13 protein-coding genes and 1 pseudogene are annotated in these 16,604 nt (G+C 66.2%); 5 read left to right on the top strand and 9 right to left on the bottom strand.

Features of this window, described 5'->3' with window-relative positions; all coding sequences use genetic code 11:
• Window positions 1-52 precede the first annotated feature (52 nt).
• From IQ24_RS20405 to IQ24_RS11475, 4 genes and pseudogenes are all read right to left on the bottom strand, one after another.
• Window positions 53-1,057, bottom strand: a pseudogene (locus tag IQ24_RS20405) (DUF2817 domain-containing protein); the annotation flags it as partial.
• 215 nt (window positions 1,058-1,272) lie between these two features.
• A complete protein-coding gene (locus IQ24_RS11485; RefSeq protein WP_145398094.1) occupies window positions 1,273-2,427 on the bottom strand; it encodes a 2Fe-2S iron-sulfur cluster-binding protein in 1,155 nt (384 codons plus the stop codon).
• Window positions 2,428-2,429: 2 nt separating this feature from the next.
• A complete protein-coding gene (locus IQ24_RS11480; protein WP_145398093.1) occupies window positions 2,430-3,470 on the bottom strand; it encodes an aromatic ring-hydroxylating dioxygenase subunit alpha in 1,041 nt (346 codons plus the stop codon).
• Between the two features lie 80 nt (window positions 3,471-3,550).
• Complete coding sequence (locus IQ24_RS11475) at window positions 3,551-4,480, bottom strand: LysR substrate-binding domain-containing protein (protein WP_145398092.1); 930 nt, start codon at window positions 4,478-4,480, stop codon at window positions 3,551-3,553.
• 151 nt (window positions 4,481-4,631) lie between these two features.
• Here IQ24_RS11475 and IQ24_RS11470 point away from each other — a divergent pair, with 151 nt between their 5' ends.
• Complete coding sequence (locus IQ24_RS11470; protein WP_242008100.1) at window positions 4,632-5,936, top strand: NAD(P)/FAD-dependent oxidoreductase; 1,305 nt, start codon at window positions 4,632-4,634, stop codon at window positions 5,934-5,936.
• On the opposite strand, the gene IQ24_RS11465 is transcribed toward IQ24_RS11470, so the two are convergent.
• Window positions 5,926-6,510 (bottom strand): GNAT family N-acetyltransferase, encoded by a 585-nt coding sequence (locus IQ24_RS11465; RefSeq protein ID WP_158637518.1) that lies wholly within the window; start codon window positions 6,508-6,510, stop codon window positions 5,926-5,928. The two genes, IQ24_RS11470 and IQ24_RS11465, sit on opposite strands and share 11 nt — an antisense overlap.
• Window positions 6,511-6,679: 169 nt before the next feature.
• Between IQ24_RS11465 and IQ24_RS11460 the strand changes: the two genes are divergently transcribed.
• Entirely contained in the window at window positions 6,680-8,389 is a 1,710-nt protein-coding gene (locus IQ24_RS11460) for an amidohydrolase (protein ID WP_145398090.1), read from the top strand.
• 53 nt (window positions 8,390-8,442) lie between these two features.
• Here the strand turns inward: IQ24_RS11460 and IQ24_RS11455 are convergent, their stop codons facing one another.
• Together IQ24_RS11455 and IQ24_RS11450 are read right to left on the bottom strand one after the other, a co-directional pair.
• Window positions 8,443-10,572, bottom strand: coding sequence for a TonB-dependent siderophore receptor (locus tag IQ24_RS11455; RefSeq protein WP_145398089.1), 2,130 nt, complete (start codon window positions 10,570-10,572; stop codon window positions 8,443-8,445).
• Between the two features lie 159 nt (window positions 10,573-10,731).
• Window positions 10,732-11,697: an ABC transporter substrate-binding protein gene (locus tag IQ24_RS11450; RefSeq protein WP_145398088.1), complete on the bottom strand. Its 966-nt coding sequence runs from the start codon at window positions 11,695-11,697 to the stop codon at window positions 10,732-10,734.
• Window positions 11,698-11,859: 162 nt separating this feature from the next.
• On the opposite strand from IQ24_RS11450, the gene IQ24_RS11445 reads away from it, so the two are divergent.
• Genes IQ24_RS11445 through IQ24_RS11435 form a run of 3 tightly spaced genes read left to right on the top strand, consistent with a single transcriptional unit; the run spans window position 11,860 to window position 14,578 of the window.
• Window positions 11,860-12,843, top strand: a complete 984-nt coding sequence (locus tag IQ24_RS11445; RefSeq protein ID WP_145398087.1) for a FecCD family ABC transporter permease — start codon at window positions 11,860-11,862, stop codon at window positions 12,841-12,843.
• The gene (locus IQ24_RS11440) at window positions 12,840-13,793 is read left to right on the top strand and encodes a FecCD family ABC transporter permease (RefSeq protein ID WP_145398086.1); all 954 of its coding nucleotides are present in this window, start codon (window positions 12,840-12,842) and stop codon (window positions 13,791-13,793) included. Before IQ24_RS11445 ends, IQ24_RS11440 begins: the two co-directional genes overlap by 4 nt.
• Window positions 13,794-13,801: 8 nt before the next feature.
• Window positions 13,802-14,578 carry an ABC transporter ATP-binding protein gene (locus IQ24_RS11435; RefSeq protein ID WP_158637517.1) on the top strand — a complete coding sequence of 259 codons (777 nt, stop codon included), beginning with the start codon at window positions 13,802-13,804 and terminating at the stop codon, window positions 14,576-14,578.
• Here IQ24_RS11435 and IQ24_RS11430 read toward each other — a convergent pair whose 3' ends face one another.
• On the bottom strand, window positions 14,579-15,460 hold the full coding sequence (locus IQ24_RS11430) for an alpha/beta hydrolase (RefSeq protein WP_145398085.1): 882 nt from the start codon (window positions 15,458-15,460) through the stop codon (window positions 14,579-14,581). It abuts the gene before it with no gap.
• 66 nt (window positions 15,461-15,526) lie between these two features.
• Window positions 15,527-16,558, bottom strand: coding sequence for a LacI family DNA-binding transcriptional regulator (locus IQ24_RS11425; RefSeq protein WP_158637516.1), 1,032 nt, complete (start codon window positions 16,556-16,558; stop codon window positions 15,527-15,529).
• Window positions 16,559-16,604: the final 46 nt, after the last annotated feature.

Below are 16,604 nucleotides of genomic sequence, written 5' to 3'. Positions count from 1 at the left end.
CCAGATCAGCCAGAGCGCGGTCGAAATAGGCCAGGCTCGCGGCCAGCACCTGCCCCTGCCAACCGGGGTCGGCGGGAACAAAAGCGTGGCGCAGGGTATCCTTGATCGCCTGGCCCTGCGACGACAGCGGCGCGCCATGCAGGTGCAGCCAATTGTCCTCGCGCACCGCGTTGTTGACGTATTCCCCCGGCAGCGTGCCGCATTCGATGACCAGCGGCAGCACCCGCGCCTGCGGCATCCCCTTGCGCACCGCGTCCGAGACATAGCCCGTCGCCGTCGCCGCAATACCGGTATCGGTGGTCCGTCCCTCTCCGGTCAGGACAACCGACATGGCGGGCCCGAACAAAGTGCGGCCCCAGTCGAGGCCCGCATGCTCCTCGACCGCGACCGACAGCAGCGCGGGATAGGCATAGGGGCCTGCGCCGGTGTGCAGGTCAAAGACGATGACATCCTGCGCCGCAGCGCCGAAATCCGACAGGATGCGGTTCAGGGTCTGGTTCGACCAGACCGGCCCGCTGCCGCCATAGAAAAGCCCGTCCGGATGGCTGTATTGCCCCGCCTCGATGGTCGGAGCCAAGGCGGCAAAGCCCCCGGCCCCCGCGCTCGCCTCGGCATAGGCGGCATCGGCCCGCGCCCGGTCGGGGCCGTCCAGATCGGCATAGACCAGTGCGGGATGCAGCGGGGCATAGCCCGGATTCTGCGGCGCGGGGCGCGACCAGTCCAGAAAGTTGCGGTTCAGGTCGACGTTGTCCTCATTCACCCGGCGCGACCAGGCCACACCCCAGGGATTGATCAGATGGATCATCAGGACGGCGGTGTTTTCCGGCAGATGCCAGGGCTGGTGGCGGCGCATCCACGCCACCTGCGCGGCCGAGCCATAGGCCCCCTCGACCCCATGCGTGCCCGAGTTGATGACCAGAAGCCGGGCAGCCGTCCGGCTGCCGATTAGGGCAACGTCAGTGGCAATCGCCTCGCCATTGGGGCCCGGCTGGGGATGCGGATAGGCGTGGATCTCGGCCCCTGTGGCAGCCGCCGCGTCCAGAAATTCGGCGCGCATCGTCGGATAGTCTAGCGGCATGAATGCCATGGGATTGCTTCCCTTCTGCTGTGGCTGCAGGACGGCTTCGCGCCGTATTCGTGTCACGGAAATCTACCGGGATTCTTGATTATGTATAGACTTATTTTCAGCAATAAGACCATTTCCCGGATGTCTTCCTGATCGACGAACCGGCAGGGAAGGACGCCTCCTCTGCCGCCTTGGCTGTTATTTCCCTATAGATCCAACACGATGCGCCCGGAGGGGCGAGAGCAGCAGATCAGCACCTGACCCGGTGGCGGCGGATCCAGCGGGTCCGAGGTATATTCGACCGCGCCCTCGGCGATGGCGCAGCGGCAGGTGCTGCAAATCCCCTCGCGGCAGCTGAAGGCCGGGTCCAGTCCCGCCGCCTCGGCAAGCTCGAGAATCGAGGCGCTGGCGTCATTCCATGGCACGGTCACGCCCGAGCGGCGGAACACCACCTCGGCCGCGTCGCCGATCACCGTCACGGGGGCGGCACTGGCGATCCGTTCGGGCAAGGCCCGGGCATCGGGATCGGTCAGGAAGTCGAGCCGGGCCAGAGACTTCGGCGCATGCACAGGCATCCGGCGATCGACCGCAGGCGCGACGGGCGTGGCCGCCAGCGCCGCAAGCGATCCGCCCTTGCCGAAGAACTCATAGGCGATGCGGGCGGGTGCTATGCCAAGACCTGTCAGCAGCTGCCACATGGCGACCATGAAGGGCGTCGGGCCGCACAGATAGACGTCGTAATCATCCAGCGGCAGCAGCGATTGCAGCAGGGCGCGGTCGATGACGCCCTCGGCATGGAAACGCCCTGAAGCACGGTCCTGCTGGCTGGGGTTGCGATAGACATGGCGCAGGGTGATGCGCCCTTCGGCCCCGGCGGCCAGTGCCGCCGCCTCATCCGCCAGCGCATGCACATCGCCGTTCTCGACCGCATGGACGAACCAGACGCGGCGCTGCGTTTGGGCCAGCCGGTGCAGCATCGCCAGCAGCGGCGTCAGCCCCACCCCGCCCGCCAAAAGCAGGACCGGGCGCGGGCTGGCCTCATCCAGAACGAAGCTGCCGCGCGGCGCGGCAATCTCGACCACATCGCCCTCGGCAAGATGGTCGTGCAGCCAGCCCGAGCCGATGCCCTGTTCCTCGCGTTTGACGCTGATGCGGTGGGCCGCCTGCCCCTCGGCCAGCGCCGACAGCGAATAGGTCCGCAGAACCGGGCCATCCGGCCCCGGAATGCGCAGCGTCAGATACTGGCCCGGGCGCATGTCCCACAGCGGGCCGCCATCCTCGGGCGCCAGATGGAACGAGGTGATATTGCTGCTTTCCGGCAGTTTCTGCGCCACACGGAACCGGCGAAAACCCGTCGCCATCCTCAGGCCTGCATCTTTTCGTCGACCATGCGCTCTTCGACGATCATCGCCTCAAGCTGGCGACGGAAGCGCAGCTGGCCCGCGTCGATCGACAGGTCGATATGGGGCGAGGTCTTGCTGTTCATCCCGATCTGGACCTGATTGAGGACCGCCCGGTCTTCCTCGAAGGCGTGGCGCACGTCCTCGGACATCATCTGCGACAGCTCTTCATCGTCGGGACGGATGTTGCGCAGCTGGAACCAGTAATAGCGCGTCTCGGTCTCGGTCGTGGGGGTCATGAAGTTGTAGCTGTCCATGACGAAGGTTTTTTCGTCCAGCGTGCCATCGGGGCCGCCGGTGCCTGCGGGCGTGAAGACCGCGCGGATCAGCGCATGGCTGGGATAGCGCACCTCATAATGCTGCAACCTGTCGCAATTGCCGTCGAATTCCACGATCTTGGCATAGAAGGGCGCGGGTTCGACATTCATCATCCAGCGATGGACGATGACGCCATTGTCGGTGCGGGTGACCTTCAGCGGCGCATCCTTGGTGGCGGCCTGCGCAAAGCTGCTTTCATGCACCCAGGCCACATGGGTCGGGTCCAGCAGGTTGTCGCACATCAGCAGATAGTTGCACTGCAGCTCCATCGCGGCGCCGCGGTTGATGCCCCAGTCGGGGCTGTCGAAATTCGGGATGTCGATGATGTCGTCGGCATCGGCGATGGCCGCATTGCCCATCCAGATCCAGACCAGACCGTATTTCTCATGCACCGGATAGGGCCGCACTTTCGCCGCCGAGGGGATACGCCCGCCGCCCGGAGCCCAGACGCATTGACCGGCACAATCGAAGGTCAGCCCGTGATAGCCGCATTCGACGTTGTCGCCCTTGATCCGGCCCTTGGACAGCGGCAGCTTGCGATGCGGACAGGCGTCCTCAAGCGCGATCACCTCATCCTGAGAGTTACGGAAGACGCAGATCTTTTCGCCCAGAACGATGATCTGCTGCAGGCTCTGCGTCACCTCGTGGCTCCAGGCCGCAACGTACCAGGCGTTCTTCAGAAACATGGCTGCATCCCTTGTAGCTGTGTTGGGGCAGCTTAGCGCGGAGGCAGGTCAGGATAAGTGCAGAAGCACTTTCTGAATGTTTAGTTTTGCTGTCGCGTCTGTTCTCGAATCGGTTTGATGATCTGCATCAGCCAATCCAGAAAATGCCGTGCAACCGGTTGATTCAGCGTCGTCTGACCCCAGCAGACAAAGTAGGGATCGGGCAGATACAGACGATCCTGCGACAATCTGACCAATCGACCCGCTGCCAGATCGTCCCGCGCGAATGACCATTGCGCCAGCACCGCCCCCTGCCCCGCCGCCGCCGCCTCGAGCCCCATCCCCGAGGCCGAATAGACCGCGACATGGCGCAGGGGTGGCGGCTCGGTCGCCAGTTGCGACAGGAACCAGTCGCGCCAATGCGGCTCGGTCGTGTATTGCGCGCCCCAGTCGATGCCGATCAGCGGCAGGCGGGCCAAGCCCTCGGGCGTCAGCGCCTCGGGGTGGCGGGCTAGGAACTCGGGCGAGGCGGCGGGAAAGCAGAAATCGGTGAACAGCACCCGCGAATGGGTGTATCGCCGTCCGACCTCGCCATAAGTCAGGCGAAACGTGTGTTCCAGCATATGCGAATCGGGTTCAAGGTCCTGCGCGATCAGCCGCAGCGAGGAGTCGCTGGTGGCCAGCTGAAAGGCCGGAAGCAGCGGATTGAGCCAGCGCTGCAACAGCGTCGGCAGGCAGGAAATCGTCAATTCCTGCGCCAGCCGATGCTCGACGATATAGTCCTGCGCCAGCGCGAACCGCCCGAACCCCTGCGCGATCAATTCGTGATAGCCGCGCGCCACCGGCGTCAGCGCCGCGCGGCGGCCGTCCTTGACCAGCAGCACCATCTCAAGGTGATCTTCCAGCAGGCGCAGCTGCTGGCTGACCGCGCCGGGCGTCACGTTCAGCTCTTGCGCGGTGGCATGCACGGTCCCAAGCCGGCCAAAGGCTTCGAAGATCTGCAGCGCGCGCAGAGGGGGAAGCTGAGCCATGGTCTTGCCCCGTTCGCCGGTCGTTAGTTTAGCTGGGCTGTCGGACCCGCAAGGCGATCTGAATTGCCCGCCCCGAAATCCTGCCTATAGCATCGGGAAAGCACATGGCAACACGCGGCTTGCGGCACTGTCCCGGCCCGGCAGCAAGGAAATGGCAGATATGAAGCAGGTCATCATCATCGGCGCAGGGATCATCGGCGGCGCCATCGCCTATGAAATGGCCAAGGCGGGCTGGGGTGTCACCGTCGTCGACAAAGCCCCCGAGGCGGGATACGGCTCGACCTCGAATTCCTCGGCGGTCATTCGCATCAACTATTCGGTGCTGGAGACCTGCGCCATGGCGCTGGAAGGGTGGAGCTATTGGCGCGACTGGGCGGGCTATGTGGGCCTGCCGCAGGATCGCCCGGTCGCCAGCTACAAGGAAACCGGCTCGCTGGTCATTTACAGCGGCGAAGGGGCCGCGATGGGCCGGATCACTGACATCATGGACCAGATCGGCGGCACCTATGAGCGGCTTGCGCCCGAGGGCATCCACCGCTTCCTGCCGGGCGCGGACCTCAGCTCCTATGCCCCGGCGCGGCGCATGGACGACCCCGATTTCGGCGAACCGGGCGAGGAGCAGATCGGCGGCGCGGTGTTCTTCCAGCAGGCGGGCTATGTGAACGACCCGAAGCTGGCCGCGCAGAACCTGCAATGGGCGGCGCAGGCCGCGGGCGCACAGTACCTTTTCCGCAGCACCGTCACCGCGCTTGAGATCCACGACGGCCGCCCCACCGGCGTGCGGCTGGAGGACGGGCGCGTGCTGAAGGCCGATGTCGTGGTGAACGCGGGCGGGCCCTGGTCGGCAGGGCTGAACCGCATGGCGGGGGTGACCGGCGACATGACCATCCGCACCCGCCCGAACCGGCAGGAGGTGGCCTATATTCCCGGCCCCGCCAATATGGATTACCGCCACGATGGCATCGTCATCGCTGATCTGGATGCCGAGTTCTATGCCCGCCCCGACCCGGTGGGGATCTGCGTCGGCTCGACCGACCCGGCCTGCGATCCGCATGAGTTCATCGACGATCCCGACGCGGTCGACACCCGCTTCACCGATCAATGGACCACCATCGTCATGCGCGGCGCGATGCGCCTGCCCGAGATGCGCATTCCCGGTCAGGCCAGCGGGCTGGTCGCGCTTTACGACACCTCGGATGACTGGCTGCCGATCTATGACAAGACCAGCCTGCCCGGCTTTTACATGGCCTGCGGCACCTCGGGGAACCAGTTCAAGATGGCCCCGGTCGTGGGCAAGCTGATGACCCATCTGATCGCAAAGACCGAGGCCGGGCACGACCATGACGCCAGCCCGCTGGACTTCCTGCTGGAGCGCACGGGCCGCCGCATCGACCTTGGGATCTACAGCCGCAAGCGCAAGATCAACGCGGATTCAAGCTTCTCGGTCATGGGCTGACAGGCTTGGTGAACAGGATCCATTCGCTGGCGTCGACGTCCCAGTCTTCCTTGACCACCGGACGGCGGGCGATCTCGCGGAAGCCCTTGGCGCGGTAAAGACGCAGCGCGTCCTGATGCGTGTCCTCGGCGATCAGGCTGATGGTCGCGTGACCGGCAGCCGCGGCGACCGCCTCGGCATGGGCCAGCAGCGCGCTGCCCAGACCCTGACCGCGATGCGCGTCATAGGTCGCAAGGACGTTCAGATACCATGATCCGGGGGCCATCGCCTCAAGCTCCAGCAGGGGCACGAACAGCGGTGGCGTGTCGGGGTCGATCGGGCCGGGCTCTTCCTCGGCGGCATAGCCCAGCAGGCAGGCCGCGACGGCACCATCCACCTCGGCCAGCCAGGCGTTGCGGTAAGAGAAACTGCCGGTTTCACGTGCCGCACGCTCTTCCCCCAGCGCCCAGGGGTCGCCCTCGGGGCCGACCGTCTTGCGCCAGAAATGCAGCGGCAGATCATCCGCCGCCATATTGATGAAGCGCACCAGATGCGGGGCGTCCGACGCCCGTGCCTCGCGGATGATATTCGCCATGTTCCGATCCCCGTCAGCGCCCTGCGCGCCCGCCGATTTTCGACGATTTGGCCCCCGCTCGCCAGTCTTTTCGGTGGGGGCATCCCCGCTCCAATCGTCTGGCTTGCGCGGCACCCGGGGGCCGCCTACCAAGTGATTTGACCCCGAACACGCCCCGCGAGGACGAAAGATGAGCGACACGGTTTCCCGCCTCCCCGCATCGGGGACCACCGCCGATCTGATCCTGACCAATGCCCGCGTCCTGACCATGGACCCGGACCAGCCCCGCGCCGAGGCCGTGTCGATATCGGGTGAGCATATCCTCGCAGTCGGCAGCGCGGCCCGTATCGCGGCACTGGCCGGGCCTCACACCCGGATCATCGACGCCAATGGCCAGACCCTGCTGCCCGGCTTTTTCGAGGGGCATGTGCATGTGGGCTTGGGCGGGGCCGATCTAACGCATCTGCACATCGGCCATCTGCACGGGGCCGAGGCGGTCGGCGACGCCTTCCGCGCCTTCGCCGCCCGGAACCCCGACATGCCGCTGCTGATGGCGCAGGAAGCGCATTACGCCATCCTCGGCAAGCCCGCCTCGCGCCACGATCTGGACGCGATGATCGCGGACCGGCCCATCGCGATGATGTCGCCCGACCTGCACACGGTCTGGGCCAACACCGCCGCGCTGAAGGCCGCAGGACTGCTGCACGGTGCTCCGATGCCGCATGGGCATGAGGTCGTCATGGGCGAGGACGGGTTCGCCACCGGGGAATTGCGCGAATTCGAAGCCTTCGGCCCGCTGATCGCCTTTGCGGGCGAAGGGCGCATCAATCTGGGCATCGCGACCGGCGAAGAGCCCTCGCCCCGCCCCACCGAGGCCGAGCGCGCCGCCGACAAGGCGCTACTGCTGAAGGGGATGCAGCATTGCGCCGCGCATGGGGTGACCAGCCTCGTGAACATGGACGGCAACCGCTACACGCTGGAACTCTTGGCCGAGATGCAGGCCGAAGGGACCCTGCCACTGCGGGTAAAGGTGCCCTTCCATTTCAAGCCGCATATGGGGTTGGAGGCGCTGGACCGTGCCTCGGCCATGGCGGCGGATTTCCACGACGACTGGGTCAGTTCGGGCTTCGTCAAGATGTTCATGGACGGGGTGATCGACAGCCGCACCGCCTATATGCTGCAGGATTATCCCGACCAGCCTGGCCATCGCGCCGAGCCGCTGTTCCCGGCCGAGCGCTTCGACCAGATCGCGACCGAGATCGACCGGCGCGGGCTGCAGATCGCCGTCCATGCCATCGGAGACGGTGCCGTCCGGCAGGTGATCGACGGCTATGAGGCCGCGCGCACGGCCAACGGCCCCCGCGACAGCCGCCACCGCATCGAGCATATCGAGCTGATCGACCCCACCGATGTGCCGCGCCTTGGCGCTTTGGGCATCACCGCCAGCCTGCAGCCGCCCCACGCGCCGGGGGCGATGGATTTCCCGCTGCAACCCGCCATGTCCTATATCCGACCCGAGCGTTGGCCGGACGCCTATCAATGGCGCAGTCTGGCCGAGGCTGGCGCGCCGCTTGCCTTTTCCAGCGACTGGCCGGTGACCGATGTCTCGGTCCTGCGCGGCATCGCGGCCGCCCTGACGCGCCAGCCTTTCCAGGGCGCGCGCGACGAACGACTGCCGCTGATGGAGGTGCTTCACGCCTATACCGCAGGTGGCGCATGGGCCGCCCACCGTGAGCATGTCACCGGAACCCTGCGCCCCGGCCTCGCCGCAGATCTGGTGCTGCTGGGCGGTGACATCGAGGCGACCGCTCCGACCGCGATTCCGGCTTTGGGCGTGGCGCTGACGATCTGCGGCGGTCGGGTTGTCTATGAGGGCGAACAGATCGGGCAACAGAACTGAAAAGGCCGCGCATGACGCGCGGCCCTTTGACTGTTTCCAGACCGATCTCCCGATCAGAACTTGCGCGACAGTGTCAGCGTGGCCTCACGCCCTGCCCCGCGGATACAGCCGACGGAGGCGTCACAGGTCGCGAAAAAGTCCTTGTCGAACAGGTTCGTCACGTTCAGCGAGGCCTGATAGGCGTCCCATTCATAGCGCACCGACAGATCGGCCAGCAGATAGTCGTCCACCCGCCGCGTGTTCCCGGCATCGCCCCAGGTCTTGCCGACATAGCGCAAGCCACCGCCAAGGCTCAGGCCCTCAGCCGCGCCGGTGAAGTCGTAATCGGCCCAGATGCTTGCCTGATGGCGCGGGGCCAGCGGGGTGACGTTGCCCTGATCGCCGTTGTTCGAGCGGGTGATCTTCGGGTCCAGATAGGTATAGCCCGCGATGATCGAGACCTGCTCGGTCAGGTTCCCCCGCGCCTCCAGTTCCAGCCCGCGATGGCGAACCTCGCCGGTCTGGATCGAGTAGTTCGGGTTTTCCGGATCACTCGTCAACAGGTTCGTTTTGGTGATCTCGAAAACGGCCGCCGACAGCATCAGATTGCGGTCGGTCGGCGCATAGCGCAGACCCGCCTCAAACTGACGGCCCTTGGTGGGCGAGAACTGGCCGCCGCTGGCGGTCTGGCCGATATTCGCGGTGAAGCTTTGCGTATAGCTGGCATACGGGATGAAGCCGCTGCCCAGATCATAGGTCAGCCCGATCAGCCCCGTCGTCGCGCTGTCCTTCTGCCGCGCGACCGAGCCGTCCAGATTGTTCCGGCTTTCATTCTCCAGCCAAGAGCGGCGAAGGCCCGCCGTCACCGACAGACCGTTCTGCAGCTTCAGGTGGTCCTGAATATACAGACCCTTCTCGACGACCTTTTTGCGGCTGTTCGAATAGACCGGCGGATAGGGCACGTCGAAATCAAAGCTCGGGTCGCGGATGTCGATCTGATAGCTCGCGTCATAGGCCGCCGTGCCTTCGACCACCTGCCGGGTATGGTCGAAACCAATCAGCAGGGTGTTTTCGCCCTTCGCGAAAGTCGAGCGATATTCCAGCTGGTTGTCGATCGCGTCATGGCGCGCGACCTCATCGACCGCGAAGGCGGCATAGTTCATGGAATCCTCGGTCGGGTTCCAATCGGGGTCGTGCATGCCGTTAAAATAGAGGTGGCGATAATCGGTCTTCTGCCGGGCGTGGCGATAGTTCTGGCGCAGGGTGATCTGATCGGTCAGATCGTGCCGGGCCTGCCAGCCGAAGCTGTATTGCTCGGTCGCGAAGCGGTTGAAATCGTGCTGGCTGCGCGCAAAGCCGTAAGGCAGATCGCCGAAGCGCGCGGGGTAATCCTCGCCCGCGACGGGTTCGAAGGCGTTGGGGGTCAGCCGATCCTTCTGGTAATGCCCAAGGAAGGTGACCGAGGTGCGGTCGGTCGGCTCCCATGTCAGGCCAAGGGCCACCAGATCGCGGTCATTCTCGCTGCCATGGGTCGCGTTCGCGCCGTCGCGTTTCAGCGCGGTCACGCGCCATGCCAGCGTCTTGGCGCTGTCCAGCGCCCCGCCCATATCCACCCCGATCGAGGCCGTGTCATGCGAGCCATAGGTCAGCTGCCCTTCGGCGAACTTCTCGAAAGTGGGGCGCTTGCTGATGACGTTGATCATCCCCGCCGCGTCATTCGAGCCATAAACGACCGAGCTTGGCCCGCGCAGCACGTCGATGCGCTGGACCATATAGCGCTCGATCTTGAAGCCGGTGAAGTTCTGCGCCTTCGACGACAGCCCGTCGCGATAGATGCCATAGGTGCCAAGGTCGAAGCCGCGGATCAGGAACTGGTCGAAGCGGTCATCGACGCCCCAGATCCCCGAGGTGACGCCCGGCACATAGGCCAGCGCGTCCTGAACTTGCTGCGGCTTGCGGTCCTGCAACTCCTTCTCGGTGACGACCGAAACCGATTGCGGAAGTTCCGTCAGCGGGATGCCCGCCTTGAAACCGGTCGCGGTCTGGCTGGCCACATAGCCAACGCCGGACCCGATGGGCGATTGCGCTGTGATGACGACCTCGTCCAGCACCACCGGCTCTTGCGCCAGAACGGGGGCCGAGGTCAGGAAGGTGCCGCACAGCAGGGCTGTGGCAAGGCGCGGCGAAACGGAGCGAAGTGACATCAGTGGTCCAATCAGGGTGGGGCCACCGGTCACGGGCGTGCAGGGTCACAGGCGGCAGGAATGCGTCAGATTTGCCGTGGGGGCTTCGCTGGGCGAAGCGTGCCTGGGTGCGCCGCTTTTCAGTTATCAGACTGTATCTGTCAAGATTTCAGCACGGGCTTAGGGGCTGTCTTTTTCGTCAGCGCCGCCTGCGGTTAAGGCGCTCGAAAGACTGGGCAAAAGGCGGTCGAGCCCCCATTCGATGGACAGCGGCGTCTGAAAACTCATAGCGCCGACCAGTTCGGGATCGGCCCAGATGGCGCGCCCTTCGCGGGCCATGCGGGTGGCGGGCCATGTCGGCAACGCCTCCAGCACCGCGCGCGAGGGGGGCTCGACCAGCCACAGCACCGCATCGAGATCGAACAGATCCAACCGCTCGGTGCTGATGGTGAAGTTGCCTCCCGCCGTCGCCATCTGATCATAGACCTCGGGGATGACGAAACCCAGCTTGCTCAGCAGCCGGTTCGCCCCGTCGGTCGAGCGATAGCCGACCAGCTGCCCCTCGGTGAAATAGGCCATGGTCGCGGTCTTGCCCGCAAATTCGGGATGCGCGGCAGCGGCGGCGTTCAGCTTGTCGTCCAGCTTGGTGATGACCGCTTCGGCCTTCTCCTCGCGCCCGGTGGCGCGGGCGATCAAGCGCAACTCCTCCTCCCACGGGGCACCCCAATCGGGGAAACCCTCGGGGCGCGCGACAACCGGGGCGATCTGCGACAGTTGTTCGTAAGTCGCGCGGTCCATGGGGGCGAAGGTCGCGACGATCAGGTCGGGCGCCAGCGACCAGACCCATTCGACATCAATCTCGAACCCCTTTTGAACCTCGGGCTCGGCGCCTGCTTCCTGCCGCGCGGCCTCGGCCCAGGGCCAGGTCGCGAAGGGCTTGTCGCCGAACCATTCGTGGACGCCAACGGGCGCGATGCCCAACGCATAGAGGAAATCCTGCTCTCGATACCCGACCGAGACGACGCGCTGCACCTTGTCAGGGTCGACCAGGGTTTCGCCATAGCTGTGGCGCAGGGTCACCGGGTCAGCCAGCGCGTGACTGACGCAAAGGGCAAGGGATAAGGAAAAGGCGCGGGCAAGCATCATCAAGCACTCAAGAATGGGCCTGGCGTCGGGCTTGGCAATTGCGCGCCTTGCTAGCGAAAGCACAGGCAGCGGTCAATCGCGCGCCTTGACCACGCGCCCCAATTCGCGGCATGCGTGGCGCAAGCCAGCCGCGTGCAAGCCGTTCCCTAAAGCCAGATTCAGATGCCGCGCTCGCCCATTCTTCCCCTTTTGATTCTGTGGTGCCTTGTCACGCTGGCCTTCGCGGCGGCGCTGGCGCTTGGCGCGCAGGATATCGCGCCGGGTCAGGTCATGGGCGCGATCATGGGGGATCGCGGCCCCGCCGCGGATGTGGTGCTGGGCCTGCGCCTGCCGCGTGCGGCGGCGGCGGTTTTCGTGGGCGGCGCGCTGGCGGTCGCCGGGGTGGTGATGCAGACCCTCGCGCGCAATCCGCTCGCCGATCCCAGCCTGACCGGCGTGAATGCCGGGGCCGCGCTGGCCGTTGTGCTGGGGCTGATGAGCTTCGGCGTGATGCCCCGTCCGCTGGTCGCCGCTCTGGCCTTCGGCGGTGCGGCGGCGGCGGCGATTATCGTGCGTCTGCTGGCCGGGCACGGAGACACCACGCTGCGCCTGCCGCTTGCGGGCGCGGCTTTTGCCAGCATCTGCATGTCCATCGTCGCGCTGGTCGTGCTTCTGAACCCCGAGGCGCGCAACATCTATCGCTTCTGGATGGTCGGCTCGCTGGCGATGGCGGACCTTCAAGGGCTGGCGATGTTGGTGCCGGTCGGGCTACTGGGCGTCCTTTGCGCGCTGTTCGCCGCGCGCGGGATCGAGGCGTTGATGCTGTCGGATGAACTCGGCGCGGCACTTGGCGTCTCGCCCGGTCAGGTGCTGACGCTGGCGCTGCTGGCGATTGCGCTGACGGCCGGGGCCAGCGTCGCGCTGGCGGGGCCGGTCGGTTTCATCGGTCTGATCGCCCCGCATATCGCGCGGCGCATCGTCGGCAGCGGGCTCAGCCGCCTGATCCTTGCCTCGGTGCCTCTTGGTGCGATCCTTGCACTGGTGGCGGATGTGATCGGGCGCGTCGCAATCCGCCCTTCCGAGTTACCCATCGGCATCGTCCTTGCGATCTTCGGCGCGCCGGCCTTCATGCTCTTCGCCCGCCAACTGGTCCGAGGCCCGAAATGAGGGTCGCGCTGCTGATCGCCGTGACCCTTGCGCTGGCGCTGGCCGCACTGGCGATTGGCCGCAGCTGGCTTGCACCGCAGGCGGTGCTGGCCGCGCTGGCCGACCCCGAGGGTACGGGCCGCATGATCTGGGGCCTGCGTATGCCGCGACTGCTGGTTGGGCTGATCGCAGGGGCGGGGCTTGGCCTCTCGGGCCTCGTCTTCCAGACGCTGCTGCGCAATCCGCTGGCCTCGCCCGACATCATCGGCATCACCCAAAGCGCGGCCTTCGGCGCGGTCTGCGCCATGATGACCGGCGGCGCGGTGATGGCGGGGGCGTGGATCGGCGCGCTGGCGGGGACCGTGGTGATCGGCTGGCTGGCATGGGACCGGCGCAGCGGCATTTCGGCCCGCGCGGCGGTGCTGCAGGGGCTTGGCCTCGCGATCCTGTGCAGCGCCGCGACCGAGGCGCTGATCCTGCGCGCCAGTGACGGCAATGCCGGAATGGCGATGACATGGCTGACCGGCACGCTGAACGGCATCGGCTGGCCGCAGGTGCAGCAGGCGCTGTGGCTGCTGCCGCTGGCTTTGCCACTGCTGCTGTCGGGCCGGACGCTGGACCGGCTGGAGCTTCCCGACGATCTTGCGCGCGCCTTGGGCGTTCGCGTCCCGCAGGCGCGCATCGGGCTTGCCGCGCTGGCCGCGCTGCTGACCGGCGGCGTGGTCGCGCTGACTGGACCCTTGGGCTTTGTCGCGCTGGCGGCGGGGCCGCTGTCGCGGCGGTTGGCGCGCGGGCGCCCCTCACCGGTCCTTGCCGCGTTGATTGGCGCGTCTTTCGTCACGCTGGCCGATATTCTGGCGCGCGCGATCTCACCTGCCGCACTCCTGCCGACCGGGCTTTACACCGCGCTGATCGGCGCCCCGATCCTGCTGATCGTGCTTGCCGCCGAGTTCCGCCGGAACCGATATTAGAGGACCGCGTGACCCCTGCCCCGCCCATTTTCGACGTTCGGAACCTGTCGGTCAGCCTTGGCGGAGCGCCGATCCTGCGCGACCTCAGCTTCACCCTGCCGCCGGGGATTACCGGTCTGATTGGCGCGAATGGCTCGGGGAAAACCACGCTTCTGCGCAGCCTGGCCGGAATTCTGAGGCCCGCGCAGGGGCAGATCCGGCATGAGGGTCAGGACCTTTCCGCGATTCCGCCGCGCGCGCGGGCGCGCCGGATCGCGCTGCTGCCGCAGTCGGGCGAGGCTCCTGCCGGGCTGACCGTGCGCGATCTTGCCGCGCGGGGCCGGACGCCCTGGCTGCGCCCCTTCTTGCCGCTGCGCCCTTCCGATCAACAGGCCATCGACCGCGCGCTGACTGCCACCGGCATGACCGATCTGCAGCACCGGCGCATGGACAGCCTGTCTGGCGGGCAGCGGCAAAGGGCGTGGATCAGTCTGGTTCTGGCGCAGGAAAGCGGGACGCTGCTGCTGGATGAGCCGCTGAATTTCCTCGACTTGCCGCATCAGGCAGAACTGGTCCATCTGCTGAAATCGCTGGCGGTTCAGCGCCATATCGTCATCATCATCCACGACCTGACCTTGGCCGCGCGCCTTTGCGATCATGTCGTCGCGCTGCGGGATGGCAGGCTGATCGCCTCCGGCCCCGCCGCCGAAGTGCTGAGCGCCCCCGAGCTGGAACGGACATTCGCGATCCCCTTCACCTGCCTTGAGACGCAAGCCGGAGCTTTCGTGCTGCCAAAGGGGCTGTAGCTAGGCTTCCGGCGGCGATTTCTTCAGCGCGAAGGCGCAATGCAGAGCGCGGTTCACGGCGACCGGCAGCACCGACATATGGGTCTCACCGGGATAGGTTTCATAGCTGGCGGTGACACCCGGCACGGCGTTCAGATGCTGCGCCATCTGGTGTGCGGCGGCGATGGTGCGGGTTTTCGCCTTGTCGGTCAGGCGCTGCGCGGCATCCTCGGCCCCGATCTGGAAGGGCGCGAGATCGTCACCCTCCCACTCGCCTGCAGACAGATGAACGGTCAGATCGCGCCCGGCGGGGTCGAAATCATCGCGATGGGCCAGAAGGAAGCTGTCCTCCCAGGTGATCGCAGGGCTGGCGGCGATCCAGCGGCGGAAGGCACCGGGTTGCGTGAACAGCAGCCACAGCGCGAAAAGCCCGCCAAAGGAATGGCCAAACAGTGCACGCTGGTCGGGGTCCAGCTTGACCTGTTCGCCGACGAAAGGCAGCGCATCCTCAAGGATGAAGCGCGCCATTTCGGCCCCTCCGCCGGTCCGGACCTCGGGCGTATCCGGCCAGAAGGGCGGATAGCTTGCGCCCGGCGGCGGCCCCAGATCCCAACTGCGGCGGAAGGGATCATAGGCGTCGTCGGTCGGATAACCGACCGCGATCAGCACACCCCAACCGAGGTTCGTGCCCGTGGGATAAGAGGCCTGCGCCCGCATCGCATCAATCGCCGTCGTAATCACCGCATTGCCGTCGGTCATCGTCAGCGAGGGCCAGCCCTGCTCGGGCGCGGGCACCGGGGGAACCCACAGGAACACCCGTCGCACGTCGCCGGTCACCCGGTCGGCAAGGTCGAACCAGCTTGCGCCGCCCAATCCCAACTGCCCGCTTTGCACTGGTTTCACGTCACGCTCCCTGCCTTGCTGGGCCCGTCATAGCGGGACATGGCGCAGAGGGCCATTCCGGTCAGTTCAGACCCCCACCCGCGCGCAGGACTGGCGGGTGATCAGCGTCACGGGATGCCGCTGGACCTGCGGCGCGCTGTCCGGGTCCGCGATGGCGGCCAGCAACATCTCGGCCGCCGCTTTTCCCATGTCAAACTGCGGCACGCGCACCGTGCTGAGCGCCGGATCGACCAGATCGATGAAGGGCATGTCGTTGAAACCGGTCAGCGACACCTGTTTCGGGCAATCGATCCCCGCCGCCCGCATATAGTCGAGCGCGCCAAGCGCCAGCAGGTCGTTCCCGGCCGCAATCGCGGTCGTGTCGGGCCAGCGCGCGAAGATCTGGCGAGCGGCAGCGGCTCCGGCTTCCCGATCATAGCTTTTGGCCGAAATGATCCGGCTGCCGTCCAGCCCCGCCGCCGTCATCGCATCCTGAAAGCCCTGACGGCGCAGGCAACCGGTCGAGACCTCCTCGGGGCCACCGATATGCGAGATGCGGCGATGCCCCAGCCCTGCCAGATAGTCGACCGCCAGACCCATGCCGATGTGATCTGCGGGCACGACCGAAGGGACGCGCATCTTGTCCTCGGCCCGGTTCACCAGCACGGTCGGCACTTTCAGCCGCATGCAGCAACTGACCGTCGGGTCGTCACGCATCGCGGTCGCGAGGATCAGCCCGTCCACGCGGCGTCCGACCAGCGTATCGACAATCTCGGATTGCTTGTCGGAGGGCCCGCCCGAACCTGCGACCAGCATGGAATAGGAATGCCCGGTCAGCGTCACCGAGACCCCGTCAAGGATCGTCGAGAAGACCGGGTTCGCAAGGTCCGGCAGCACGACGCCGACCAGCCGCGACTTCCCCGTGCGCAGCGAGGCCGCGATGATGTCGCGGCGATAGCCCTGTCGTTCGGCCTCTTCCATGACGCGCTGCACGAGTTCGGGGGTGATTCGATGACGCTCCTCGGGATTGAGGGCGCGGGCCACGGTCGAGCGATGAACGCCCAGCGCATCCGCGAGGGTCTGGAGGGTCGCAGCTTTCCGGCGAGGCGTGTCATCCATGGGTTTCATCTTTTTGTTTTAACAGGAATTTCTGTCGATTTAACTT

It is taken from the genome of Paracoccus sulfuroxidans, from assembly GCF_007830335.1.
Classification (GTDB): Bacteria; Pseudomonadota; Alphaproteobacteria; order Rhodobacterales; family Rhodobacteraceae; genus Paracoccus; species Paracoccus sulfuroxidans.
This window is presented reverse-complemented; position numbering and strand designations above follow the sequence as displayed.